This window comes from Pseudomonas sp. KH_046_1, from assembly GCF_057839025.1.
Genome location: NZ_CM174481.1, coordinates 3517630 through 3541932 on the forward strand (window position 1 = coordinate 3517630; position 24303 = coordinate 3541932).

At 57.4% G+C, this 24303-nt stretch carries 24 protein-coding genes and 3 pseudogenes; 22 read left to right on the plus strand and 5 right to left on the minus strand.

Going from position 1 to position 24303, the window contains the following annotated elements; genetic code table 11:
- Positions 1-27: 27 nt before the first annotated feature.
- From AC3IT9_RS16235 to AC3IT9_RS16280, 10 genes and pseudogenes are all read left to right on the plus strand, one after another.
- Positions 28-327 (plus strand): hypothetical protein, encoded by a 300-nt coding sequence (locus tag AC3IT9_RS16235; protein WP_489270363.1) that lies wholly within the window; start codon positions 28-30, stop codon positions 325-327.
- A 160-nt stretch (positions 328-487) separates the two neighbouring features.
- Positions 488-2227 (plus strand): dipeptidase, encoded by a 1740-nt coding sequence (locus AC3IT9_RS16240; RefSeq protein WP_489270365.1) that lies wholly within the window; start codon positions 488-490, stop codon positions 2225-2227.
- Positions 2228-2535: 308 nt separating this feature from the next.
- Positions 2536-2631, plus strand: a pseudogene (locus AC3IT9_RS16245) (flavodoxin); the annotation flags it as partial.
- Between the two features lie 40 nt (positions 2632-2671).
- Positions 2672-3163 (plus strand): (R)-mandelonitrile lyase, encoded by a 492-nt coding sequence (locus AC3IT9_RS16250; protein ID WP_489273523.1) that lies wholly within the window; start codon positions 2672-2674, stop codon positions 3161-3163.
- A gap of 75 nt (positions 3164-3238) precedes the next feature.
- Positions 3239-4024 (plus strand): carboxymuconolactone decarboxylase family protein, encoded by a 786-nt coding sequence (locus tag AC3IT9_RS16255; RefSeq protein WP_150756593.1) that lies wholly within the window; start codon positions 3239-3241, stop codon positions 4022-4024.
- A 2-nt stretch (positions 4025-4026) separates the two neighbouring features.
- The gene (locus tag AC3IT9_RS16260; protein WP_489270366.1) at positions 4027-5097 is read left to right on the plus strand and encodes an alpha/beta hydrolase; all 1071 of its coding nucleotides are present in this window, start codon (positions 4027-4029) and stop codon (positions 5095-5097) included.
- Positions 5098-5149: 52 nt separating this feature from the next.
- Positions 5150-6205: an alpha/beta hydrolase gene (locus tag AC3IT9_RS16265; protein ID WP_489270367.1), complete on the plus strand. Its 1056-nt coding sequence runs from the start codon at positions 5150-5152 to the stop codon at positions 6203-6205.
- A gap of 80 nt (positions 6206-6285) precedes the next feature.
- The gene (locus AC3IT9_RS16270) at positions 6286-7179 is read left to right on the plus strand and encodes a LysR family transcriptional regulator (RefSeq protein WP_150756596.1); all 894 of its coding nucleotides are present in this window, start codon (positions 6286-6288) and stop codon (positions 7177-7179) included.
- A gap of 187 nt (positions 7180-7366) precedes the next feature.
- Positions 7367-8287, plus strand: a pseudogene (locus AC3IT9_RS16275) (alpha/beta hydrolase family protein); the annotation flags it as partial.
- A 281-nt stretch (positions 8288-8568) separates the two neighbouring features.
- Positions 8569-9465, plus strand: coding sequence for a LysR substrate-binding domain-containing protein (locus AC3IT9_RS16280; RefSeq protein WP_489270368.1), 897 nt, complete (start codon positions 8569-8571; stop codon positions 9463-9465).
- Here AC3IT9_RS16280 and AC3IT9_RS16285 read toward each other — a convergent pair.
- On the minus strand, positions 9459-10367 hold the full coding sequence (locus AC3IT9_RS16285; protein ID WP_489270370.1) for an MBL fold metallo-hydrolase: 909 nt from the start codon (positions 10365-10367) through the stop codon (positions 9459-9461). The two genes, AC3IT9_RS16280 and AC3IT9_RS16285, sit on opposite strands and share 7 nt — an antisense overlap.
- A 342-nt stretch (positions 10368-10709) precedes the next feature.
- Here AC3IT9_RS16285 and AC3IT9_RS16290 point away from each other — a divergent pair, with 342 nt between their 5' ends.
- The 3 genes from AC3IT9_RS16290 to AC3IT9_RS16300 all read left to right on the plus strand — a co-directional run bounded on the left by AC3IT9_RS16290 (position 10710) and on the right by AC3IT9_RS16300 (position 12524).
- On the plus strand, positions 10710-11216 hold the full coding sequence (locus AC3IT9_RS16290; protein WP_489270371.1) for a DMT family transporter: 507 nt from the start codon (positions 10710-10712) through the stop codon (positions 11214-11216).
- Between the two features lie 71 nt (positions 11217-11287).
- The gene (locus AC3IT9_RS16295; protein WP_489270372.1) at positions 11288-12010 is read left to right on the plus strand and encodes a hypothetical protein; all 723 of its coding nucleotides are present in this window, start codon (positions 11288-11290) and stop codon (positions 12008-12010) included.
- A gap of 97 nt (positions 12011-12107) precedes the next feature.
- Positions 12108-12524: a VOC family protein gene (locus AC3IT9_RS16300; protein WP_489270373.1), complete on the plus strand. Its 417-nt coding sequence runs from the start codon at positions 12108-12110 to the stop codon at positions 12522-12524.
- Positions 12525-12671: 147 nt separating this feature from the next.
- Here AC3IT9_RS16300 and AC3IT9_RS16305 read toward each other — a convergent pair whose 3' ends face one another.
- Positions 12672-13577 carry a LysR family transcriptional regulator gene (locus tag AC3IT9_RS16305; RefSeq protein WP_489270374.1) on the minus strand — a complete coding sequence of 302 codons (906 nt, stop codon included), beginning with the start codon at positions 13575-13577 and terminating at the stop codon, positions 12672-12674.
- Positions 13578-13677: 100 nt separating this feature from the next.
- On the opposite strand from AC3IT9_RS16305, the gene AC3IT9_RS16310 reads away from it, so the two are divergent.
- A complete protein-coding gene (locus AC3IT9_RS16310) occupies positions 13678-14220 on the plus strand; it encodes a DMT family transporter (RefSeq protein ID WP_489270375.1) in 543 nt (180 codons plus the stop codon).
- A 123-nt stretch (positions 14221-14343) separates the two neighbouring features.
- Here AC3IT9_RS16310 and AC3IT9_RS16315 read toward each other — a convergent pair whose 3' ends face one another.
- Positions 14344-14826 (minus strand): GNAT family N-acetyltransferase, encoded by a 483-nt coding sequence (locus AC3IT9_RS16315; protein WP_150723577.1) that lies wholly within the window; start codon positions 14824-14826, stop codon positions 14344-14346.
- Between the two features lie 172 nt (positions 14827-14998).
- Complete coding sequence (locus AC3IT9_RS16320) at positions 14999-15151, minus strand: hypothetical protein (RefSeq protein ID WP_191627987.1); 153 nt, start codon at positions 15149-15151, stop codon at positions 14999-15001.
- A 47-nt stretch (positions 15152-15198) separates the two neighbouring features.
- On the opposite strand from AC3IT9_RS16320, the gene AC3IT9_RS16325 reads away from it, so the two are divergent.
- The 7 genes from AC3IT9_RS16325 to AC3IT9_RS16355 all read left to right on the plus strand — a co-directional run bounded on the left by AC3IT9_RS16325 (position 15199) and on the right by AC3IT9_RS16355 (position 22420).
- Complete coding sequence (locus AC3IT9_RS16325; protein ID WP_150723576.1) at positions 15199-15654, plus strand: VOC family protein; 456 nt, start codon at positions 15199-15201, stop codon at positions 15652-15654.
- A gap of 47 nt (positions 15655-15701) precedes the next feature.
- Positions 15702-16256 carry a YdeI/OmpD-associated family protein gene (locus AC3IT9_RS16330; protein WP_150723575.1) on the plus strand — a complete coding sequence of 185 codons (555 nt, stop codon included), beginning with the start codon at positions 15702-15704 and terminating at the stop codon, positions 16254-16256.
- A 550-nt stretch (positions 16257-16806) separates the two neighbouring features.
- Positions 16807-18207, plus strand: coding sequence for a GABA permease (gabP, locus tag AC3IT9_RS16335; RefSeq protein WP_150723574.1), 1401 nt, complete (start codon positions 16807-16809; stop codon positions 18205-18207).
- Positions 18208-18317: 110 nt separating this feature from the next.
- A complete protein-coding gene (gbdR, locus tag AC3IT9_RS16340; RefSeq protein ID WP_489270376.1) occupies positions 18318-19430 on the plus strand; it encodes a choline metabolism transcriptional regulator GbdR in 1113 nt (370 codons plus the stop codon).
- A gap of 73 nt (positions 19431-19503) precedes the next feature.
- The gene (locus AC3IT9_RS16345) at positions 19504-20625 is read left to right on the plus strand and encodes a Re/Si-specific NAD(P)(+) transhydrogenase subunit alpha (RefSeq protein ID WP_353741809.1); all 1122 of its coding nucleotides are present in this window, start codon (positions 19504-19506) and stop codon (positions 20623-20625) included.
- An 11-nt stretch (positions 20626-20636) separates the two neighbouring features.
- A complete protein-coding gene (locus tag AC3IT9_RS16350) occupies positions 20637-20987 on the plus strand; it encodes an NAD(P) transhydrogenase subunit alpha part 2 (RefSeq protein WP_489270377.1) in 351 nt (116 codons plus the stop codon).
- Complete coding sequence (locus tag AC3IT9_RS16355) at positions 20984-22420, plus strand: NAD(P)(+) transhydrogenase (Re/Si-specific) subunit beta (protein ID WP_489270378.1); 1437 nt, start codon at positions 20984-20986, stop codon at positions 22418-22420. The genes AC3IT9_RS16350 and AC3IT9_RS16355 overlap by 4 nt, the downstream gene beginning before the upstream one ends.
- A gap of 80 nt (positions 22421-22500) precedes the next feature.
- Here AC3IT9_RS16355 and gbdR (AC3IT9_RS16360) read toward each other — a convergent pair whose 3' ends face one another.
- Positions 22501-23604, minus strand: coding sequence for a choline metabolism transcriptional regulator GbdR (gene gbdR / locus AC3IT9_RS16360; protein ID WP_150754866.1), 1104 nt, complete (start codon positions 23602-23604; stop codon positions 22501-22503).
- A gap of 463 nt (positions 23605-24067) precedes the next feature.
- Between gbdR (AC3IT9_RS16360) and AC3IT9_RS16365 the strand changes: the two are divergent.
- Positions 24068-24301: pseudogene (locus AC3IT9_RS16365) on the plus strand (glutamine synthetase family protein); the annotation flags it as partial.
- Between the last annotated feature and the right edge of the window lie 2 nt (positions 24302-24303).

Sequence of the window (24303 nt, forward strand, 5' to 3'; positions counted from 1 at the left end):
TACGCCTCTTGCTACAGGGGAACCGGAATGACGGGAAAAACTGCGCGCCAATACTCGCCATGGATCCTGCTTTCCCTGCTCGCCATCGACCTGGCACTGACAGCGGGATGTTCAGGCAAAGCCACCACGGCTCACTATTCAGCCCCAAGCACGGGTTCAACCTGCTACGCAAAAGCCCTCCCCACTGTCGGCGAAGGTGGCCTCGCCTGGGCCGACACATTGGACATGGCTCGGCAGAAATCCATGAGTAATTGCATACGTTATGCCGGCCGATCCGGTGGCACGCCAAATACCTGCAAAGTGGTGATGGCGGAATGTAAGCATTGATAGAGCGGTTTTTCATTTCTGCGTCGCTTTTGCCTTTCTGTGCGACAGATCCCACTTCAGGGGCTCCCGTTTCACACGCTCGCGGTGTTAGTTTTGAAAAGTTTCTGATCAAGCGATCAGATATTTCTTACAAACCGCCTGCAAAGGAATGCCCCCAGCAATGGATTTTTCCCTCAAGCACCTGGCTGCGACCACCCTGATGCTCGCCAGCCTTTCGTCGTTCACCACCGCTGCCCACGCCAACATCACTCCGCAACAGAGCGCAATCATCCTCAAGACCTTCAGCGATGCATCGGTCAAGGATTTCAGACAGTTCCTGGGAAGCCTGGCCAAGAGCGATATCGCCAAGACCGACGACCTCGGCCCGGCCATCCGTGCGTTCCTCGACAACAAGACGCTTAGCGCTGAGCAGCAAAACGAAATCCATCGTTTGCTTGGCCTCTATGCCCGGGTGAAATACGGCAGCGCGGCCACCGAAACCTTGAAGGAACTGGTGGCCATTCCTACCGTGAACGTGGACGGCGTGGCCCAGCACGACAACCCCGAATTCCTCAAGATTGCCGAGAAGATCAAGGGCCTGGCCCAGGCGTTCAACCTGAACTTTCGCAACATCGACAACCGCGTCTACGAGATCTCCCTGGAAGGCAGCGGCGATGAAGTCGTGGGCATCCACGCCCATGCCGATGTGGTGCCGGTGACGCCGGAAAACTGGGTGCTGCAGGATGGCACCCGCCTCGACCCGTTCAAGGTCACCCTGATCGGCGATCGCATGTATGGCCGCGGCACCGAGGATGACAAGAACGGCATCGTGGTAGCGCTCTACGCCATGAAGATCATCAAGGAAGAGCAGCTGCCGCTGGCCCGCAACTTCAAACTGCTGGTCGACACCACCGAAGAGACCACGGGCGACGCCATCCCCTACTACTTCGAACGCAACCCCACACCCAACTACAACCTGGCGCTGGATGGCGGCTACCCGGTGGTGATCGCCGAGAAAGGCTACGGCACGGTCATGGCCAGCTTCGCCAAGCGCGCCGCGCAAGGCAAGGGCGCAGAAATCACCTCGATGACCGGCGGCCTGGCCACCAACCAGATTCCGTCGACATCGGTTGCGACTCTGGTGACCGACAAGCCCGCCGAACTGGCCGCCAGCCTGCAAAAGGCCGGCACCGAGTATGCCAAGCGCAATGGCGGCAATTTCGAGGTCGCCGCCAAGGTCGACGGCAAGGACGTCAAACTGACGGTCACCGGTGTATCCGCCCACTCCTCCGAACCCGAGTCCGGCGTCAACCCGGTGGCCAGAATGCTCGACTTCATCAATAGCCTCGACGGCAAGGTCGCGCTCAAGCACAACCAGATCACGGACGCTGCCCGCTACGCCGCCGACAACTGGGGGCTGGACTACCTGGGTGGCAAGTTGGGGGTCGGTTTTGCCGATGCGTTCATGGGCCCGCTGACCACATCCCTGACCTATGTCGGGATGGATGACAAAGCCTTCAAGCTCGCGGTCAACCTGCGCGTACCGAAGGGCAAATCCCCGGAAGTGCTCAAGTCCGAAATCGCCGCAAAGCTGGACGCCTGGAGCAAGAAGACCCGGATCGCACCGGCCTTCGACCTGTCGATTGCCGAACCGATGTACCGCAACCCCGAGGGTGAATGGGTCAAGGCCCTGCTCGCGGTGGCCAGCGAAAACCTCGGTATGGAACACAAGTTCGGCACCTCCGCCGGCGCCACCTCCGTGCATGAACTGCCCAACGGCGTGCAATTCGGCCTGGCCATGCCGGACGTCAAATACACCGGTCACAACGACAACGAGTTCAAGACCACCGAGCAGTTCCTGCTGGACTTGCAGATCGTGACCGAGATGATGGGCCGCATCGGGCAATTGCCGAAACTTTGATCCCCCTTCGGACCCGCCGCCCTGGCGGGTCCATTGCTTTCACTTCCACTCCCAAATCACATGCCGGCCCCTGTAGGAGCGAGCCTGCTCGCGAAAAACCAGAGGACGCCGCGGTAAGTCTGGTTTCCCGCGTCATCGTTGGTCTCCATCGCGAGCAAGCTCGCTCCTACACAGATTGATGAACAAACCTCATGAACCCTTGCCGATTTACCCGTCTAGTGCTCATCCGTTAGCTCGCTTACTGTTTCCCCAGCGGTCCTGTACCCAGCCGATACCACTGACGTGCAGCCTGACCATCAAAAGCGGGAGTTTGGGGTGAAACCACGCCTCCCGTTGTGCGCTCGTTCCTGACGGCCCACGACCTCCGCGGGAAAACCATCATCCCCTTCAACACCCACGGCGGCTGCCTCGAAGTTGGCTAACCCGCCTTTAGGAGCAACATTGATGAATCCCTTGATCGCCCCATTGGTGGCCTTATCCCTCATGGCTGGAGAAACCAGCGCCCAGGCCTCCAACGAGATCCGCATCACCCACGCAGGCTCCCAGCCCTCCGTCAAGGGCGCCGCAGAAAACTTCACGGGCACGGTTCGGGTTGATGGCCTGTCCAAGGGTGATTCCCCTGCCCGCATCGGCGGCGGCACCGTGACCTTCGAACCCGCCGCCCGCACGGCCTGGCATACCCATCCGCTGGGGCAAACGCTGATCGTCACCGCCGGGGTCGGCTATGTGCAGCAAGAGGGCGGCCCACGTCAGGAAATCCGTCCGGGCGACATTGTCTGGATCCCGCCGCAAACACGTCACTGGCATGGCGCGACGGCCACCAACGGAATGACTCATATCGCCATCGCCGAAGCCGAGGACGGCAAGGCTGTCACCTGGGCGGAAAAAGTTTCGGATGCACAGTACGAAGGTCAATCGCCCGCGCAGGGCATGTAGCTGTTTGTTGTAGATCAAACCTCACTCGAACACCGCCTGCCAGGCAGTGATGAGCAATGGATGGAGCCTTCCACGATGACCACTGACACACCGATCGCACATCGCAAGACCGGCCCCCTCCCCGCGCTGATAGCCCTGTGTCTGGGCCTCGGGTTGATGTCGGGTGTTGCCACTCAGAGCGCCGAGGCATCGCAACCCATGACCAGTACACAACCTGCGGCCCAAACACTGTCGACCAGGCAACAGGCCATTCCGCTGATCGCAGCATTCATGGCGACCAGCGACATGCCCCAGCTCAACGCTGCGTTGAACCAAGGCCTGGACGCCGGCCTGACGGTCAGCGAGACCAAGGAAATCCTGGTGCAGCTCTACGCCTATGTCGGCTTCCCCCGCAGCCTCAATGCGTTGAATGAACTGATGACGGTGGTGCAAGCGCGCAAACAACGTGGCATCCAGGATTCGCCTGGAATCGAACCTGGCCATGCCATCCCAACCGGTGAGGCTTTGCTTGCGGCAGGAACGGCCAATCAAACCCGAATTTCGGGTGGGCCGGTCAAAGGGCCGGTGTTCGATTTCGCCCCGGTCATCAACCAGTTCCTGCAAACCCACCTGTTCGGCGACATCTTCGAGCGCGACAACCTCGACTGGCAAAGCCGCGAGCTGGCGACCGTCGGCGCGCTGGCCGCAACGCCGGGTGTGGAGTCGCAGTTGCGCTCGCACATGCGGGCGAGCCTGCGGGTCGGGTTGAGCGTGGAGCAATTGCGCGAAGTCATCGAGGTACTGGCGGAGCACGGCGATGAACAATCCGCCAAACGTGCAGGCACAGCCCTGACACTGGCACTTGCTGCCTCGGGAGGTTGAACATGACGACTGGAAAAAACCTGCTGAACATCACCCTGCTGAGCGTGCTTGCCGCCTGTGCAAGCCATGCCAATGCCGCCGCTCCCTTGATGATTCAGGAGCAAGGCAGCTTTGCCGCCGGCGGGACGATGACCACCGCACCGGGCACGTTCAATCCGCGTAAGCCCATGACGCCAGACGGCCAGACCTACCACGGCGACCATGCCTACACCTTCTACCAGATCCCGGTCGATGCGCGAAAACTGCCCATCGTCATGTGGCACGGCGCCGGTCAGTTTTCCAAGACCTGGGAAACTACAGCCGATGGCCGGGAAGGTTTTCAGAACATCTTTCTGCGTCGCCAGTTCGGCGTGTATCTGATCGACCAGCCCCGTCGTGGCGATGCCGGCCGCAGCATGGTCGAGGCGACCGTCAAGCCTGTCCCGGACGAGCAGCTCTGGTTCAACCAGTTCCGCATCGGCCTGTGGCCCGACTATTTCGAAGGTGTGCAGGTTGCCCGGGACGCGCAAACCCGCGACCAGTTCTTCCGCGCGATGACGCCGAACACCGGGCCGTTCGATATGAACGTGGTCTCCGATGGCGTGTCGGCAGTCTTCGACAAAATCGGCCCCGGCATCCTGTTCACTCACTCGCAGGGTGGCGGACCGGGTTGGTTGACGGCGATCAAGAACAACAAGGTCAAGGCCATCGTGGCTTTCGAGCCGGGAAGCAGCTTCGTCTTCGCGCAGGGTGAAGTCCCCGCGCCGATTCCCAGCGCGTTCGACACGGTGCAAGGCGCAGCGGTGCCGATGGATCAGTTCATGGCGCTCACGCGCATTCCGATCCTGATCCTCTACGGCGACAACATCCCGGAGCAGACCGTCGACCTGCCCGCCCAGGACAGTTGGCGCGCCCGCCTCACGATGGCCCGGCTTTGGCGAGATGCCGTCAACCGGCACGGCGGTGACGTGCGGCTGATCCACTTGCCGGAGATTGGCATCAAGGGCAATACCCACTTCCCCATGTCGGATTTGAACAACGTGCAGATCGCGGACCTGGTGTCCGGGTTCCTGACCGAAAAGCATCTGGATTGACGGCCACAGAGCACTTTTTCAAACGCACCCTTTCAATGCTCCGGAGACATTTATGAGAAACACCATTCTGAAAGCTTCGCTGATGGCCGCCATGGTCGGTATGTCTGCTGGCGAAGCCGGTGCCGCCGACTACAAAAAGAACCCGTTCACCCTGGCTTACGACGGTGCAATCACCAAGAACGAGCCCGGCAAGGTCAACATCCACCCGGTCAGCTACAAGCTCAATGGACTGGACATCGCTGCCAACGTTTACACCCCTGCCAACTACGATGCGAAGAAGGTCTATCCCACGGTGGTGGTGGCGCACCCCAATGGTGGCGTGAAAGAGCAAGTCGCCGGTCTGTATGCCCAGCGCCTGGCTGAACAAGGCTACATCACGATCACCGCCGATGCCGCGTATCAAGGCGCAAGTGGCGGACAACCGCGCAGCATCGACAAGCCGGCGTACCGCATCGAGGATATCCACGGCATGGCGGACTTCATCACGCAGTATGCTGGCGTCGACGGCAAGCGACTGGGCCTGCTCGGCATCTGCGGTGGCGGTGGCTACTCGTTGGCCGCCGCGCAAACCGACAAGCGATTCAAGTCAGTGGCGACCGTGAGCATGTTCAACTCTGGACGGGTGCGTCGCAATGGCTACAACGACTCGCAACTGGACACCATCGAGCAACGCCTGCAACAGGCTTCTGCTGCCCGTGCCCAGGAAGCAGCCGGCGGCGCGGTGCTCTATTCAGGTGATGCCAATCTCACCGACGAGCAAATCGCCAAACTGCCGTTCGAGCTGTATCGCCAGGGTTATGAGTACTACTGGAAGACGCACGCCCACCCTGACTCGACCTTCAAATACACCACGAGCAGCCTGCTGGATCTGATGCGTTTCGACGCCACCAACCAGATCGAACTGATCAATCAGCCATTGCTGATGATCGCCGGCAGCAAGGCCGACAGCCTGTACATGACCCAGGATGCGTTCCCCAAGGCCACCGGTACGAAAGACAAGGAATTGTTCATCATCGACGGCGCAACGCACATCGAAACTTACTGGGTTCCCAAGTATGTGGACGCTGCACTCAGCAAGTTGACGCCGTTCTTCGCCAGAACCCTGTGATGGGCTCGTTGGGGTCGCGCATCCATGCGCAACCTGATTACATGGAATAATCCCGCGCTCCGCATGAGAGGCTCTCATCAATGTCCCGCGCCAACCTCAACGATCTGCAAGCCTTCGTGGTCATTACCCGCGAAGGCAGCTTCACTCGCGCCGCCGCACAGCTGGGCGTCTCGCAGTCCGCCTTGAGCCACACCATGCGCGCGCTCGAAACCAGGCTCGGCGTTCGCCTGTTGACCCGAACCACGCGCAGCGTATCCCCTACCGAGGCTGGTCAACGGCTGTATCAGTCCATGGCGCCGCGCTTCGACGAAATTGAACTTGAACTGGCTGCGGTCAGCGAGTTTCGCGATACCCCGGCAGGTAACGTGCGGATTTCAGCTTCCGAACATGCGGCGAACAACATTCTTTGGCCCAAGCTGTTGAAGGTGCTTCCCGACTACCCGGACATCAAGGTCGAAATCACCGTCGACTATGCCCTCTCCGACATCGTCGCGCAGCGCTACGACGCAGGCGTGCGTCTGGGTGATCAGGTGGCCAAGGACATGATCGCCGTGCCGATCGGGCCAGCATTGCGCATAGCGGTAGTGGGGTCTCCCGAATACTTCAAACAGCGGTCCTTTCCGAAAGAGCCAAGGGATTTGGCCACACATAATTGCATCAATTTGCGCCTGCCCACTCACGGGAGCCTGATGCAATGGGATTTTGAAAAGGACGGTCACGAACTCAAGGCACGTGTCGAAGGACAATGGACGTTCAACAGCAGCGTGCCGATCCTGCGCGCTGCCGTCGCGGGTTGTGGGCTGGGGTTCCTGCCAGAAGATATGGTGTCCAGGGAGCTTGCCGACGGTAGCCTTGTGCGGGTACTCGAAGATTGGTGCCAACCCTTTGCCGGTTACCACCTTTACTACCCCAATCGTCGTGAGCATTCTTCAGCGTTCGGCGTAGTGGTGGACGCGCTGCGTTATAAGCGTTGAGTCGTCCATCGTTAAGGTGCCTGGATGGCACGTTAACGGGGGAACTCCGCACAGCAGGTCCGCCATGGAGGACTGCTTAGGGTTGTGGAATGCGGCCTTTCGCGAGAGGCAGCTATCGGCTGTGGATTCAACCGGTCGATGCAACAGATTGGCTAAATCGTTCCGCAGGTGTTTCGTAGTTTAGTGTTTTCCGAGTGCAACTACCGCAGCCACGCAACTGATTGCCGATAATGCGGTGTTTGTCGGTGCTTCTGCCGTTCGTAACACGCCACCATCTGCCGGCGAACATCCATTGGTGGTGCTATCCCACGGATACAGGGGTAACTGGAGCAACCAGATTTGGCTTGCCAGTTCGTTGGCCCATAAGGGTTACATCGTCGCCGCAATCAATCACCCTGGCACCACGACCCATGACCTCAGCCCTCAAGCAGCTGCGCAGTTATGGCAGCGGCCCGTTGATCTGCGCCGAGCCATTGATAGGGTCACGGCTCAACCTGAAAAATTTGGCCTGGTCGCCAATGGCCGAATTGCAGTAGTGGGCCATTCACTCGGCGGCTTGACCGCCCTGGAGATCGCCGGTGCTCGTTTCGATCCAGACCTCTTCGCCCATGACTGCAAAGCCCACCCGCAGTTATCCGGTTGCACCGTTTACGGACAGATAAACCCCGCAAGCACCTCGGAATCAAAGGCCGCGCTGGCCGCCGATTGGCGCGATAAACGCGTCACTGCTGTGGTTACATTGGACCTGGGCCTTTCACGGGGCCTAACCAATGAAAGCCTGGCCGCGCTGCCTGTACCAGCTCTGGTGATCGCTGCCGGCGTACCGTCGCGCGACCTTCCCGCTGAGTTGGAGTCTGCCAACCTGGCCAAACGCCTGCCTGCGGCGTCAAGCCATTACGTCGAGATCAGCGACGCAAGCCATTTCAGCTTCATGTCGATGTGCAAACCTGGCGCGCAGTCATTGCTTGAAGCAGAAGTACCAGGCGACGGCATCATTTGCCGGGATGGCGATAGCGGTCGCGCTCGTGGGTTGATTCAGCAGCAAATTACATCACTGATCGCAGCGTTTCTGGCGCAATCACCTGGCTACAAAAAAGACAGTTTGTAAACTGATAGTACTGACTTGCCGCGGCTCAACGAAAACGCCGTAGGAGCCCACGCAATCTCTCAGATCGTTGGCCTGGGATGAGAGCTGGGCCGAAAGCGGCCATTCGTGAACGGCTGCTTTCGGCTGAAGCTGACGCTCGCTCCGCATTTGGACAAAGCCGCGACATTGAAGTCAATGTCAGCTCGCCCTGTTAATGCAAAATGCGAGACGATGTACGCGTACACGCGCTTGTCCTAGTCGGACTCCCGCTCTGATCGCAGCGCTGCTGTTATGGTGATGAGATGACGTTCCCCCCCTTACACAATTTTAAAGTGTTTGAGAGCGTGGCCCGCTTGGGCAGTTTGGCGGCAGCAGCGGTTGAGTTGCACGTCACCATCGGCGCTGTGAGCCTGCAAGTCAAAGCGTTGCAGGCCAGCCTTGGTATAGAGCTGTTCGAGAAGCGCGGTCGGCAACTTGTGCTGACCGCCAACGGCCGGCTGCTACAAAAGCATGTAGCGAACGCAATGAGCGAAATCAGCGACGCGGTGGCATCAATGCAGACCGGTTCCGCTGCAGAGCAGGAGGTCGTCGGGATCACCTTGTCCATTCCCCCTGCGGAGGGAGTGGAGTGGCTGAGCACGCCGCTGCTGCGCTTCATGGAGGCGTCGCGCTCGGTGCGGGTGAGCGTGATCACCGCGCCGGGCATGCCGCAAGTAGACTGGCGCCGCGCCGATGTTGCGGTGGTCTACGGCACGCCGCCATGGCCAGGCTTATGGTGGCGGCTGCTGCACGGCATTCGCATGACGCCAGTCTGCAGCCCGCAATACTTGCGAGGACCGAAGGCCATTCGCGAAGTGCCGGACCTGGCACGGCATCGACTGCTCCACGAAGACAATGGCAGCCAGTGGCAGCAATGGCTTGTCGATGTCGGCTTCAGCCGTGGCGGCGACGAGGATATCTACTTCGAAGATTTCGGCATGGTCTTGCAGGCAGCACGGGACGGCTTCGGCGTGGCGCTGAGCGATGAAATCGTCTCAGCCCGCGATCTCGATGAAGGACGATTGGTGTGTCCGCTGCCGATATCGGTGCCAGCAGTGCACAATTACTATGTTGCCTGTTCCGAAGGGACGCGCGAACGCCCGGAAATCCGGGCGTTCATCGACTGGTTACTCTCTACGGCCGGGCAGCCCAATCAATAACCGTAGCCACGACCATCAGTGAACTGGATGTTGGTGAGAATGCTGATGTCTTTCTGCACCTTGTAAAGCTCGGAACTCTTGATCAGTTCCGGATCGCTGAAGGCTTCACCCTTGGCGCGCCCACCCTGGATCAGGACCATCTTGTCGCGGATCGCCTGCACGTCGGCGTATGTCATGGCTGGCACCTTGGTTGGGTCCTCGTCAGCGTGAGCGCCATAGATGACGGTCTGCTCATTGATCACCTTCAGCGTGGCGTCGAGAGAAGCGACGTAGTCCTTCAGGTTCCCCGCCAGCAGCCAGGACGGATAGACGTGGTCCCCGGCCAGCAGGATGTTGTGCGTCTCATCAAAGAGCGCCACTTCGTCCTGCGTGTGACCAGGCACGCTGATCAGGCGCACCTTGAGACCGCCCAGGTCGATAATCTCGTCGGGCTGTATCAGCCGCGCCACCTTGAAGGGCGGCACGACCATATGATCGATGTTGCCCAGGTAAACCGGCTCCGGAAGACGGTAGAAGCCATCCTTCCCCCTGAACTGTCGGGTGAAGGGCGTATCCACCAGGTAGATGCTCTGAAAATTGTGCAAGCCACCAAGGTGATCGAAATGCAGGTGTGAGGGCAGCATCGAGAGCGGCTTGTCCGTGATCTTGCGCGCCAATAGGGTGATGTCTTCTTTCTGGTTCGCGCCCGAATCAAACATCAGAGCCCGATCCGTCCCCACCAACAAGTACGAATAGTTCTTCTGGTAGTAGTTGGGCTCGCCGATGGCGTAGAGGAAGTTCGTTAACTTATGCGCCATAAAGGCCGGGCTTTTCGCCTTGGGGGCTTCTTGTGCCTGGGTGGCGAATGGAGCAGCGAGGATAGTGAAGGAAACCAGGGTCAGGATTTTTACGAGCTTGCGCATGGAATGCGAACCTTTTCTCTTATTGTCAACGGATGGCAGAGCACTGTCTGCCGTGCCTATCTCACTGACTCTGGGTTCGCATATCAATGGATGATTTTTAAAGCAGGACACTTCAGTTCAACTTAAGCGTGCGGCAAACAGTCAGCAACCTTATTAGCTCCCTAAAAGTAAAAGTCGAAGATCCAGGCTTTTCAGTCGACTGATAGCTATTGAGCTACAGAGTCGCCCTCCCGACACCATCCATCATATGAATAATGCATGTGCAAACATGTGATTTCCATAATCACCATGGATTGGAGAGTATTTGCTCATCGAAACCAGTCATCTCCAAAGGGGAATGCCATGTTCAGTAAGGCAGTAGCTCTCGCACTAATCCCGGTGGGTACCGCTTTGCTGGCAGGTGCAGTCCTGCCCTTCCAGGCTGCCAGCAATGCAGCCGTCGGCCGAGCGTTAGGGCACCCGCTCTGGGGGGCGTTAACTTCGCTGTTCGTCAGTGCTGTAGTGGTGGTGATTGCACTGTTAGTCCTGCGGGTATCTGCGCCTGACGTCGGCAAGGCTTTGCAGGGGTCTTGGTGGCTATGGATCGGCGGCATTTTGGGTGCCGTGTATGTAGGCAGCGCAACAGCCATCACTCCCCAGCTAGGGGCTAGCGGATTTCTATTGCTCGTCGTAGCAGGACAAATTTTAGCTTCCGTTCTGGTTGACCATTTCGGGCTAATGGGACTCGCCAACAAACCGATCACTTTCACTCGACTGGCAGGGGTCGTGCTCATCTTCGGTGGTGTGTTGCTGGTTCAGGGCATCGGCACTCCAACGATTGAGAACAGCGCTACCCAAATCAGCAAGTAAGCCGCTTTACCCGTTTTATGCTAACCCGCAACGCAACCGCAACTTTCTGACTCACGATGGGAGAAACAAAGATGAACTTCGTAAAACTTCAGTTCAGCGATGGCCGTTCCGATGTTGAAGGTATCGATAGCGTCAACGCTATCTTGCGCAGCGTAGGTGTGCGCGCCAGCACTGTCTCCATTCCCGACGAAGCCAAGCCAATTCTCAAAGCATCGCTGATTAACGCCATCAGCGAAGAAGATCAAAACAAGCTGCTTTCGATATTCAGTCTCAACCGTGCTGAACTGCTGGAGCAAATCCACCTCGCAGGCCGTACTCCTGAGGTACACCGTGGTGGTTACATGGGTACTCGTGAGGGAGATACAGCACCCTATCCAAAGGTTTACGACATGAAAGCCATGACTCCAGAGATGCGGACATGGGCACTGAATCGCTATGGTCGTCTTCATGTAAACACTTCGGACAACGGCGCGGGCATTGATGAAGTGATGACGGTGGTATCCGGTGGTGCTTTCACCTGGATGTTTGTGCTGCCAGATGGCGTCATTGCGCGCCTGACCGTTCATGAGATCAATCCTGAAGGGCCTGCAGTGCGCCTCAGCTATCCAGGCTTCGGCATGCACGCCGGCTACATGGATCCGCACCAGGGCGTAATTGTTGCTTATGCCCATGGGCCGGAAAGCTTCACCATTCGCTTCGATGAACCCAGCGTGCGTTATGCCGAGTTGCTGGATAGCAATCCCTGGGTCGACTTCTCGGGTGAGGTGCCTCAACTGTTTTCCAAGATCAGCTAAGTCGTCGAACTTGACGCATGCATCGTGGAGAGTACCCCTCCAAAGATTCGAAATCTCGATGGGTACTCAAATCAGTGATTCCGACAGGAGAATCGTTATGCGCAGTTTTTCAATTCAACGTATAGACCATGTTGTTCTGCGGGTGCAGGACATCGAGCACAGCCTGGATTTCTACACATCTGTACTTGGATGTGATGTCAAAAAGCGCCGTGACGACCTTGGCATGATTCATCTGAGCGCAGGTACATCCATGATTGACCTGGTTGATGTGAACGGGCCGATCGGTCGTCAGGGTGGACAGCCGGCGGGTAAGCAAAGACACAACGTCGATCACTTCTGCCTTCGGGTTGAGCCGTTTGATGAACAGGCCATTCTCCGCCACTTGACTGATGCCGGTGTAGTCGCTGAAAAGGCAGTGATGCGCTATGGAGCAGAGGGAACAGGTTTGTCGATTTATCTCAATGACCCTGATGATAATCAAATCGAGTTGAAAGGCCCTGCTCTGCAATCCTGATGAAATTCGCCAGGTAGACAGGCATGTAACTAGCAGGAGCAGAAAGGATGACAATCGAGCCGTTCAACACTGAACGCTGAGCTAGATGTCTACGAGGATATCGAGCTAGTCGTGATGGAGCGCAACTTGCGCAGTTCTAGTTTGACGTCAGCTTGGCTGAGAGCACTTGAAGACTGCTTCCCGCAGCCAACGATGTGCTGCATCACCCTCTTTCCTGGTGTGCCAAGCCTGCTGATAAGCGAATCGGGGGATCTCAATGGGCGGTTCGAATTGCCGTAGCGATTTGTGGTTTCGCATCGGGCCGACCGCGCGGCTCGCAACCGTAAGAATCAAATCGGTACCAGCAAGCACTTCGACTGCAGCGCTCCAGTGTGGCAAAGCTAAGGCAATGTGACGCTTTAAGCCTCGGGCGGCCAACGCCTGCTCGATCTCGTCATTCGCATCAGGGCGAAGCGCGAGCATTACATGCGGGCGAGATAGCCAATCGCTCAGTGAAAGACCGCCCTGCGCGGGCAGTACTTTTTTATCGGCGAGACTGATAAATCCTTCGGAAAAGAGATCTTGAAGCGCAATGGCATCCGGTACGTCGGGAAAGATACCCAGTGCAAGGTCGAGTTCGCCATCCAAAAGTTGAGAAATCATCATTTCTCGACTTGCCTGGCTGATAGCCAAATCAATACCAGGAGCTTCTTGACGAACCTTCTGGGTAAGCCGAGGCAGAAGGATCCGCGCTGCATAGTCCGATAGCGACAATCTGAAACGGCCCTTTGCCGTTGATGGCTCAAATGACGGAGCGCCCAACAGCGAGTTCAAGTTGCCCAAAGCATCCTGAAGCGGCTGAGCCAGAGCCTGTGCCCTCGCCGTTAAAACCATTGATCCGTTTCGCCGTATGAGCAGAGGGTCATCGAAATGGGCTCTGAGCAACGCAAGAGCGTGGCTGACTGCTGGCTGGCTTTTATGCAGCCGGACAGACGCGCGCGTGACGTGTTTCTCGGCCAATAACGCATGAAGCGTTACCAACATGTTGAGGTCAATTCTGCGCAGTTCATCCATTGAATGAATACTCGAGTCGCAAAGCAGTGGTTGTCATCAATTTACCACATGAACAGTCACACCCGCCGAGCGCTGATCGGCATGTTTAACGGAGAACTTTATGCCAGGCAAAACAGCCCTTTATCTTTTTCTGCCCATGCTGACAGCCTTCATGGCGGGCACGCTGATTCCGGTACAGGCCGCTAGCAGTGCAACGCTGGGACGTATGCTCGGCCATCCTTTGTGGGGAGCCGCTGTCGCGCTCAGCACCGGCGTCGTTGCGATATTGGTAGTGGCCATCCTTATGCGCTTACCCGTGCCTAAGTTCCAGAGTGCAGTAGGCGGCCCGTGGTGGATGTGGATCGGTGGTGTGACTGGGGCCGTTTACGTGGCTACTTCCTTAGCGCTACTTCCAAAAGTCGGAGCGAGCGGTTTCCTTCTGTCTGTAATAGCCGGTCAGATGATTGCTGCGATGCTACTCGACCACTTTGGCCTGCTTGGATTGACGGCTAAGCCAGTCAGTTTTGGGCGCTTTTTGGGTGTGGGAATCATGCTGCTTGGCCTCGTCGTAGCACAGTTCAGCAGTCCTGGTGTTTCACAGGCTGTGTCGAAGGACAAAGAAGTGCTGACAGAGCAAGCGTCGAATAGAAATACGTTGAATTAACAAGGATACAAGGGGCATCGCTTGAGTCGACCGGTTGAATCCACAGTCGTTTGCAGCCCTTCGAGACAGGCAGCAATCGGCCCAGAGTGTGTAAAAACGTACGTCAAGGTGCATCACATCCAGCTAGCAAGCTGGGCCAACCGGCGGAACGCTCTGACGAACATAATAATTGTCGAATTCACTGCTTTCGACGAATTGGAAGCCATGGCGGGTATAAAAGCGATTCGAAGCGCTTTCTTTGAGAGCACCAACTTTAATAGGGAGCGCAGCCGCATCCGCCTCTTTGAAAATCTGTGTAAGAACAGCAGAGCCTATCCCTGATCCTTGCGCGCTCGGTCTCACATACAAGTGGTCGAGCAAGAGTTCATTGTGGTGATGCTTGACCACTACAAAACCAACCCTCTCTCCAGATACCTCGATGTAGTGTGTGTTGTGGGCTTCAAAACCGCTAAGAAACCGCTCGCGCGCACGCACTGGATCAAATCGCCCAACACGCTCCAGACTGTCGCGCATAGCCTCAATTCGAATGGCTACAAGATTGTCCAAGTCGCTTTGTTGAGCCAGGACCAAAACGACTGGGGAATTTTGATTGGGTGTGACGGGCATATTTTGCACTCTAACTACCATCCAGAGATGGCCAGTATAGAGAGCCTGATATGTGGTTCCCAGTTCGGCTTCACTGTCGAATACATACGTCCACCTCAAATGCGAATGAAGGGCTGCCTCTCTGTACTATTATTTTTGCGTATTCATTTGCAGGGGAAGCCAGTGAATCGCTTCATTCAAGGTGAACATCGAGGTCAGCCACTGTGAAACCATGCGTTTTACGGTAGTAATTGCCGGTGTCGACAAGATCATCGCAACGCAAGAGAGTGGTTAATGGCATGCTGGCCTCGGTCTGTGATTGAGCAATCTCGAGATCAGTACCCATTTCTCATCCATGGGGCAATAGGACGCCGGGGCAGCAGGAGGCATGTAATGGAACTGAAGTTCAGTCACATCGATGTACTGGTCAAGGATCTCGACGAAGCCTGTGCTTACTACGCACAGATACTTAATGCCAGGATCTCCAAAACGCTCGTCTGGGAACGAGGTGGTCTGCATGTGCGCTACGCGATTGCGCTGATCGGTCAAGAGCGTTTCATGTTGGTACAGCCGTTGGCAGGGAACCTGAGGGAGCTATTGGACGCCTCGGGCGAAGGGATGATTTATCGCCACTGCTATTCGACGCCGGACATCGAGAAGGCCTATGACGAACTGATGGTCGCCGGTGTTCAGCCAGAAGACGAAAACGGAAAGCCAATGGCCCGCGCGAACCTGCAATCCCCGTCCGGGACACGCATTATCTGGTTGCCCAAGCGCTTCGGGCACTTCTCTATCGAAATCCTGGAAGACAAGGCGCTAGAGGCGTTTGTAGAGGCTGCATTTGCCTGAGTGATGTCGCCAAATAGTAGTTAGGCGTATTAGTTGGAGGAGTTGCAATGACAACAATCGATGTGAAATCCCGATTCGAAGCAAAGCTTCTTCGTCCGGCAAAGCCTGGTAATGATACGTCGTGGGCGTTCGTAGTACTGCCAAGAGACGCAAGTGAACAGCTTCCGAGGCGAGGAAGGACGACAGTTGAAGGCACAATCAATGGGCACCAATTCCAGGCAACCCTTGAGCCGGATGGTCAGTTGAGCCATTGGCTGCAGGTAAGTAGAGAGTTACTCGAAGCCGCAGGCGCGGCCGTTGGGGATATCGTTACACTAGAGCTAATCCCTGTGAAAAAGGAACCCGAGCCTGACATCCCGCCAGATTTTCAGGAGGCACTGGCAGCCACTCCTGAGGCTCGTAAAGTTTGGAACAATACGACGACCATCGCACGAGTAGACTGGATACACTGGATTACTTCAGCCAAGCAACTTAAGACGCGCGCAAAACGAATGGGTGATGCCTGCGATATGCTTGCATCCGGCAAGAAGCAGGTTTGCTGTTTCGACCAGTCCGGCTACTACAGTAAGGCCTTCCGTGCACCCGAGGCAGAAAATTTTTAAATGGAACATTCCGTTGAATACGCCTGACAATGCGTTCAAATCGTTCGCGTCGTTCACCGCGACCGGCTAAAGCCGGCCTTTTAGCTTAATTGTTATGAATGTCTGCAAAGGGTCGTTTTCAACCGGTCGCGACAGGCAGTAATCATCCAATCCGCTCGTCCCAGAGAGATCTCGCGGCCCTAGTCCCGAAACCTTCTCGCCCGCTTAAACCTTCCAAGCTATCCCCATCCGTTGCTGCTCTAGCAGATTCCTCAACAAAACAAAATGATTGCGCCTGGCCATTTCATGACCGATTGGTATTCACCGTGAACGCTAAATTTGCATGTGTCGATATCAGACAAGAAGGCGACGCGAACAGGTAACTGAAACGTCGGACAAGCCGGGTAAGGTGGCGCATCTTTTCATCGAAATAACCACATCACGAAGATGGGTTTGATAAGAACTGCAGCGTTTGAAGGGTGCCACTTTCAGGAAGCCCAGCAGGCAACAATGATGATCTGTTGCCCCTATCAATTCGCTTAAATGTCGATCAGCAGAGAAAAAAAAACCAATGATTAGCCCGAACTCCAAGGATTCGAGTGGCCAATTGGCGCAGGGCTTCAAGCCTCGTCACGTAACAATGCTGTCTATCGCCGGGATTATCGGCGCCGGTTTATTCGTTGGCTCAGGACATGCCATTGCAGCTGCTGGCCCAGCAGTCCTACTGGCGTACCTATTCTCAGGCCTGCTCGTCGTTCTGGTCATGCGCATGCTCGGTGAAATGGCGGTGGCCAACCCGGACACTGGCTCGTTCTCCACCTATGCCGACCAGGCTATCGGACGTTGGGCAGGCTTCACCATCGGTTGGCTGTACTGGTGGTTCTGGGTGCTGGTGATTCCCATCGAGGCACTGGCGGCCGGCCATGTGTTGAACCAATGGTTTCCCCAGATCGATGCCTGGCTGTTCGCCCTGGTGTCGATCATTGCGTTGGTGATCACCAATTTGTTCAGTGTCTCCAAGTACGGTGAATTCGAGTTCTGGTTCGCCATGGCCAAGGTGGTGGCGATCATCGGTTTCATCGGCGTGGGTTTTGCCGTGCTGATGGGCTGGGTTCCCGATCGGGAAGTCAGCGGATTGAGCGGACTGATGGCCGAGCATGGCGGATTTGCCCCCAACGGCCTGTCGGCGGTAGTCGGCGCTTTCATCACCATCATGTTCAGCTTCATTGGTACTGAAGCGGTCACCATCGCCGCCGCCGAATCCGACAACCCGTCGCAGAATATTGCCAAAGCCACGCGTTCGGTGATTTGGCGCATAGGCGTGTTCTACCTGTTGTCGATTTTCGTGGTCATCTCCGTGGTGCCCTGGAACGATCCGCTACTGGCCCAGGTAGGTTCCTACCAGCGGGCACTGGAAATCATGAACATTCCCCACGCCAAGTTCATGGTGGACGTGGTGGTGCTGATCGCCGTGGCCAGTTGCATGAATTCCTCGATCTACATTGCCTCGCGCATGCTGTACTCGCTGGGCCGTCGTGGCGATGCGCCGAAGGCGCTGAAGGCGACCTCCTCCGAAGGCGTGCCACGGGCAGCAGTCATCGCCAGTACCGTGCTGGGCGCAGCGATCACCGTGTGGAGCTACTTCATGCCCGCCGGGCTGTTTGACTTCCTGCTGGCCAGCTCCGGCGCGATTGCCTTGCTGGTGTACCTGGCCATTGCAGTGTCGCAGCTGCGCATGCGCCGGATGCTACGTCGGCAGAATGTCGAACTGACCTTTCGTATGTGGCTATTCCCGTGGCTCACATGGCTGGTGATCGCGTTCATTGGCGCAGCGTTGGCGGTCATGATGATCACCCCAGAGCACCGTACCGAAGTGAGCTCGACCATTGGCCTGGCGCTGGCGATTTCCTTTATTGGTCTTGTGACATCGCGTCAGCCTGCGCGGGATGCAAGGGCGACGTCGGTGGGATAAAACCAAGGAGGTACTTGCGCCGAACCTGATACTCCCTATGCCGAGGCTGGGGGGTATTACAAGCTCCTGTGTCTCAGGCCGTAATCGCTCTTTGTGAGGACATGACCACGATGTCATCGAACTCCACCGTGTCCGACGGTACGACTCAATCCGTTGGTTTTCTGCTGTTGGACAAATTCACACTGATTTCCCTGGCGTCCGCAGTAGAGCCACTGCGCATGGCCAATCAGTTGTCGGGGCGAGAGCTATATCGCTGGCATACGTTCAGCCCCGATGGAGAGCCTGTCTGGGCCAGTGACGGTGTGCCGATCACTCCGGATGCTTCGTGGAACAATCCATTAGTGGCGGACACTGTAATCGTGTGCGGTGGTGTTGGAGTCCAGAGCGTGATTACCCGCGAGCACATTACCTGGCTGCAAGCCCTGGCGCGTCAATCCAGACGGTTGGGAGGTGTGTGCACCGGTAGCTGGGCGCTCGCAAAAGCCGGGCTGCTCGATGGCTACGAGTGCAGCGTGCATTGGGAATTTTTGGCCGCCATGCAGGAAGCTTTCCCGCGAGTCAGCATCAGCGCGAGTCTCTTCACCCTCGACCGAAACCGCTTCACAAGCTCCGGGGGAACAGCGCCGCTGGACATGATGTTGCACCTGATCGGTCGCGATCATGGTCGTGAATTATCCGCTGCCATCTCTGAGATGTTTGTTTACGAGCGCATACGCAACGAACAGGACCATCAGCGCGTTCCGCTCAGGCATGTGCTGGGAACTCATCAGCCTAAGCTGCAGGAGATCGTCGCGTTGATGGAGGCCAATCTCGAGGAACCGATCGACCTGGATAACCTTGCAGAATACGTTGATCTGTCACGTCGACAGCTAGAACGACTATTTCAGAAATACCTTCATTGTACGCCGTCACGCTACTACCTAAGGTTACGTCTTATTCGAGCGCGACAACTGCTTAAGCAAACATCATTGTCGATCATAGAGTTGGCGTATGTGTGCGGTTTCGTGTCCACACCACACTTTTCCAAATGCTATCGCGAGTACTTTGGTGTTCCACCAAGCGACGAACGTTCCAGCTCTGAATTGAGTCGCAAACCTGCAACGCTTGCGACTACGCAGCAATCATCGACCAGACCGCTGACAGCGCTCGACCAGGCACGAAACGAATCGACTTTTGCCAGTGTTCGGATGATTGATCGTTCTGACTTGGCGGAATCATGTTGATCGGCCGTCCCTGCCGTCCCCATTCATCCGTAGTGCATGGGTTTACTCAATAAGATCACGCAGGAGATTTGACGTGCACATTGGTGTTCCTCTCGAAACCCAGACCGGTGAAACACGGGTTGCTGCAACCCCGGAAACCATCAAGAAGCTGATCGGCCAGGGCCATAAGGTCACTGTACAAAGCGGCGCCGGTATTAATGCCAGCGTTGTCGACAGTGCCTATGAAGCGGCAGGCGCAAGCATTGGCAGCGCCAACGATGCGTTTGGTGCAGAGCTGATTCTCAAAGTCGTCGCCCCCAGCGACAGTGAGCTCGCACTGATCAAGAGCGGCACCATAGTGGTGGGCATGCTCAATCCGTTCAGCAATGAAACCATCGCCAAAATGGCCGAATGCGGGATTACCGCCTTTGCCCTGGAAGCCGCGCCTCGTACCTCCCGCGCTCAGAGCCTGGACGTACTGTCGTCGCAAGCCAACATCGCCGGTTACAAGGCTGTGTTGCTGGCCGCTCACTACTATCCGCGCTTCATGCCGATGTTGATGACCGCTGCAGGCACCGTGAAAGCGGCGCGCGTGCTAATCCTCGGTGCCGGCGTGGCCGGTTTGCAGGCCATCGCTACCGCGAAACGCCTGGGGGCGGTGATCGAAGCGTCTGACGTGCGTCCTGCGGTAAAAGAGCAGATCGAATCCCTCGGCGCCAAGTTCGTCGACGTGCCTTACGAGACCGACGAAGAGCGTGAATGCGCCGTCGGTGTCGGCGGTTACGCCCGTCCGATGCCGGCCAGCTGGATGCAGCGCCAGGCCGCCGCGGTGCACGAACGCGCCAAGCAGGCTGACATCGTTATCACCACCGCGCTGATTCCCGGCCGCAAGGCACCAACCCTGTTGAGCGCGCAAACCGTGGCCCAGATGAAACCGGGTTCGGTGGTCATCGATCTCGCGGCAGCCCAGGGCGGCAACTGCCCGCTGACCGTGGCCGATCAGGTGGTCGTCGAAAACGGCGTGACCATCGTTGGCCCGACCAACCTGGCCAGTGCCGTGGCGGCTGACGCTTCGGCGCTGTACGCCCGCAACCTGCTGGACTTCATGAAACTGTTGTTCGATAAAGAAGGACAACTGGTGATCAACCTTGAAGACGATATCGTCGCCGCGTGCCTGATGTGCCGCGACGGCCAGATCGTGCGCAAGAACGGCTGAGGATAAAAACAATGGAAGACATGCTGATCTCTGACGGTATCTACAACCTGATCATCTTCGTGCTGGCGATCTATGTCGGGTACCACGTGGTCTGGAACGTGACACCTGCACTGCACACGCCACTGATGGCGGTCACCAACGCCATCTCGGCCATCGTGATCGTCGGTGCCATGCTCGCCGCCGCCCTCACCGTGACCCCGCTGGGCAAGACCATGGGCACCCTGGCCGTGGCCCTGGCCGCGGTCAACGTGTTTGGTGGCTTCCTGGTGACCCGGCGCATGCTGGAAATGTTCAAGAAAAAAGCGGCCAAATCGCCGGCTGCCAAGGCCGAAGCAGTCAAGGCCGAGGTGCAGCAAGCATGAGCATGAACCTGGTTACTTCCCTGTATTTGATCGCCTCGGTCTGCTTCATCCAGGCGCTCAAGGGTCTCTCGCACCCCACCACCTCGCGTCGCGGCAACCTGTTCGGCATGCTCGGCATGGGCCTGGCGATCCTCACCACGGTCGGCCTGATCTACAAGCTCGGTACCGAGCTGGCGCAAGACGGTATCGTCTACGTGATCGTCGGCCTGCTGATCGGCGGCACCGCCGGTTCGATCATGGCCAAACGCGTTGAAATGACCAAGATGCCCGAACTGGTCGCCTTCATGCACAGCATGATCGGCCTGGCAGCGGTGTTCATCGCCGTGGCTGCCGTGGTCGAGCCGCAGTCGCTGGGCATCGTCAAGCAACTCGGTGACGCGATCCCGGCCGGTAACCGCCTGGAACTGTTCCTCGGTGCCGCCATCGGTGCAATCACCTTCTCCGGTTCAGTGATCGCGTTCGGCAAGCTGTCGGGCAAGTACAAGTTCCGCCTGTTCCAGGGTGCACCGGTACAGTTCACTGGCCAGCACAAGCTGAACCTGCTGCTGGGCCTGGCCACCCTGGGCCTGGGCGTGACCTTCATGCTCACCGGTGACTACACCGCTTTCGCCGTGATGCTGGCCCTGGCCTTCGTGCTCGGCGTGCTGATCATCATCCCGATCGGTGGCGCGGACATGCCAGTGGTCGTGTCGATGCTCAACAGCTACTCCGGCTGGGCAGCGGCGGGTATCGGCTTCTCGCTGAACAACTCGATGCTGATCATCGCCGGCTCGCTGGTAGGCTCAAGCGGTGCGATCCTCTCGTACATCATGTGCAAGGCGATGAACCGCTCCTTCTTTAATGTGCTGCTCGGTGGCTTCGGCAATACGGCAGATGCGGCCGGCCCGGCGGGTTCGAAAGAAGCCCGTCCGGTGAAATCCGGTTCGGCCGACGACGCGACCTTCCTGCTGACCAACGCCGACACCGTGATCATCGTGCCGGGCTATGGCCTGGCGGTAGCGCGGGCACAGCATGCGCTGAAGGAACTGACCGAGAAGCTGACCCATCGCGGCGTGACCGTGAAGTATGCGATCCACCCGGTTGCCGGTCGTATGCCCGGCCACATGAACGTGTTGCTGGCCGAGGCCGAAGTGCCTTACGACCAGGTGTTCGAGATGGACGACATCAACTCCGAGTTCGGCCAGGCCGACGTGGTGCTGGTGCTGGGCGCCAACGACGTGGTCAACCCGGCCGCGAAGAACGATCCGAAATCGCCGATTGCCGGCATGCCGATTCTCGAAGCGTTCAAGGCCAAGACCATCATCGTCAACAAGCGCTCGATGGCCAGCGGCTACGCCGGCCTGGACAACGAACTGTTCTACCTGGACAAAACCATGATGGTCTTCGGCGACGCTAAAAAGGTCATCGAAGACATGGTTAAAGCCGTCGAGTAAATCCTGCCTCAGCGCAACACTAAAATGAAGCGCCCCCCTATCCTGCGAACGTTACGCTTTCGCAGGATAGGGGTGAAGATTTATAGACGAACGCTGGCAAAAGTTGACTCGTTACGTGCCTGGCTCAAAGCTGACATCGAACCGGCCAACGGCGAGAGCACCAATGCTGGCGGCAGCGGTATCATCGCCACCTGCTGCGCGGTATTGGAACCGACGCGCTCGTCACGCGGCGGGATACCGAAGTATTCGCGGTAGCACTTGGAGAAGTGCGGCGTGGACACGAAGCCACAGATCGAAGCCACTTCGATGATCGACATCGGCGTTTGCTTGAGCAACTGGCGCGCACGGACCAGACGCAGTTTCAGGTAGTAACGCGACGGCGAGCAGTGCAGGTACTTCTGGAACAGCCGCTCCAGCTGACGACGGGACACGTCGACATACACCGCCAATTCGTCAAGGTCGATCGGTTCTTCAAGGTTGGCCTCCATCAGCGCGACGATTTCCTGCAACTTCGGCTGGTTGGTGCCGAGCATGTGCTTGAGCGGCACGCGCTGGTGATCCTGTTCGTTGCGGATGCGCTCGTAGACAAACATTTCCGAGATCGCGGCGGACAGTTCACGCCCGTGATCACGGCTGATCAGGTGCAGCATCATGTCCAGCGGCGCGGTGCCGCCGGAGCTGGTGAAGCGGTTACGGTCGAGGGTGAACAAACGGGTACTCATTACGATCCGCGGGAAAGCTTCCTGCATCGCCGCCAGGCACTCCCAGTGCACGCTGCAATCGAAACCATCGAGCAGGCCGGCGCAGGCCAGGGCCCAGCTGCCGGTGCACACCGCGCCGAGGCGGCAGGCCTTACGGGCTTGGCTTTGCAACCAGGACACGTGTTCACGGGTAACCGTGCGCTGAATGCCGACGCCACCGCAAACGATGATCGTGTCCATTGGCGGGGCTTTGTGCATGGAGGCGTCAGGGGTGATTTGCAGGCCATCACTGGCCCAGACCTGGCCGCCATCAACGGTGAGGGTGGTCCAGCGATACAGCTCGCGACCGGACAACTGGTTGGCCATCCGCAGCGGTTCTACAGCGGACGCCAGAGAAATCAGCGTGAAATTGTCCAGCAGCAGAAAGCCGATGGATTGAGGCGCACGGTTCTGGGGTTGGGCCCCGGAGTTGAACGACGTCATCGCGGTATCTCCTCACACAAAGCAGGCGAATGGCCTCAGGCAAAGGCTCTTTTTATTCTCCCATCCAAAAGTTGGTGGGTTTGTTCCTATTCAACCTGCAAAGCTCATACCCAATTACATAACTTTGAGTGGATCCAAAAACGACATCACCCAATGTCTCTATGCTGAGGGTTTTCAGGGCGGGAGCCATAAGGAAAACGCTTGAATTTGAGCCTGCGCTCATCAACGTTGTGCACATTCGTAGCACATACGCGAGAGATATCTATAAACGACAACTTATTTGTCACCGACACCCACATGTCGGTTTTTGAATAAAATAATAACCAATGCCCCGATTTGGGCTGACACAAAGGCCGGTTTGTTCAATCTGAACGCAGGCTAAAGCGACCGTCAGCTTCACGCCCTGAGGAAGTCAGTCAACCTAAATCGAGGTTCTTGAGGAGCGCAGAACCCTGATATTGAAATGTTCGAGCTGTTCATTCTCGACGCTAATGGCGTGCCTCGCGGCGAGCTGCTGCAACGTGAGGAATTATTGACCGTTTACCAACGCGGGCGCTCCTTGCCCAGCGCCATGCTCGGCCTGACGCTCAACGGCGATGACGTCGAAGACTCGGGGCTGGCCTGGGATGTGGGCGATATCGATTGCCGCGCCTACCCACTGGAGGGCAGCCTGATGCGTATGCCCACGCGGCCGATCCA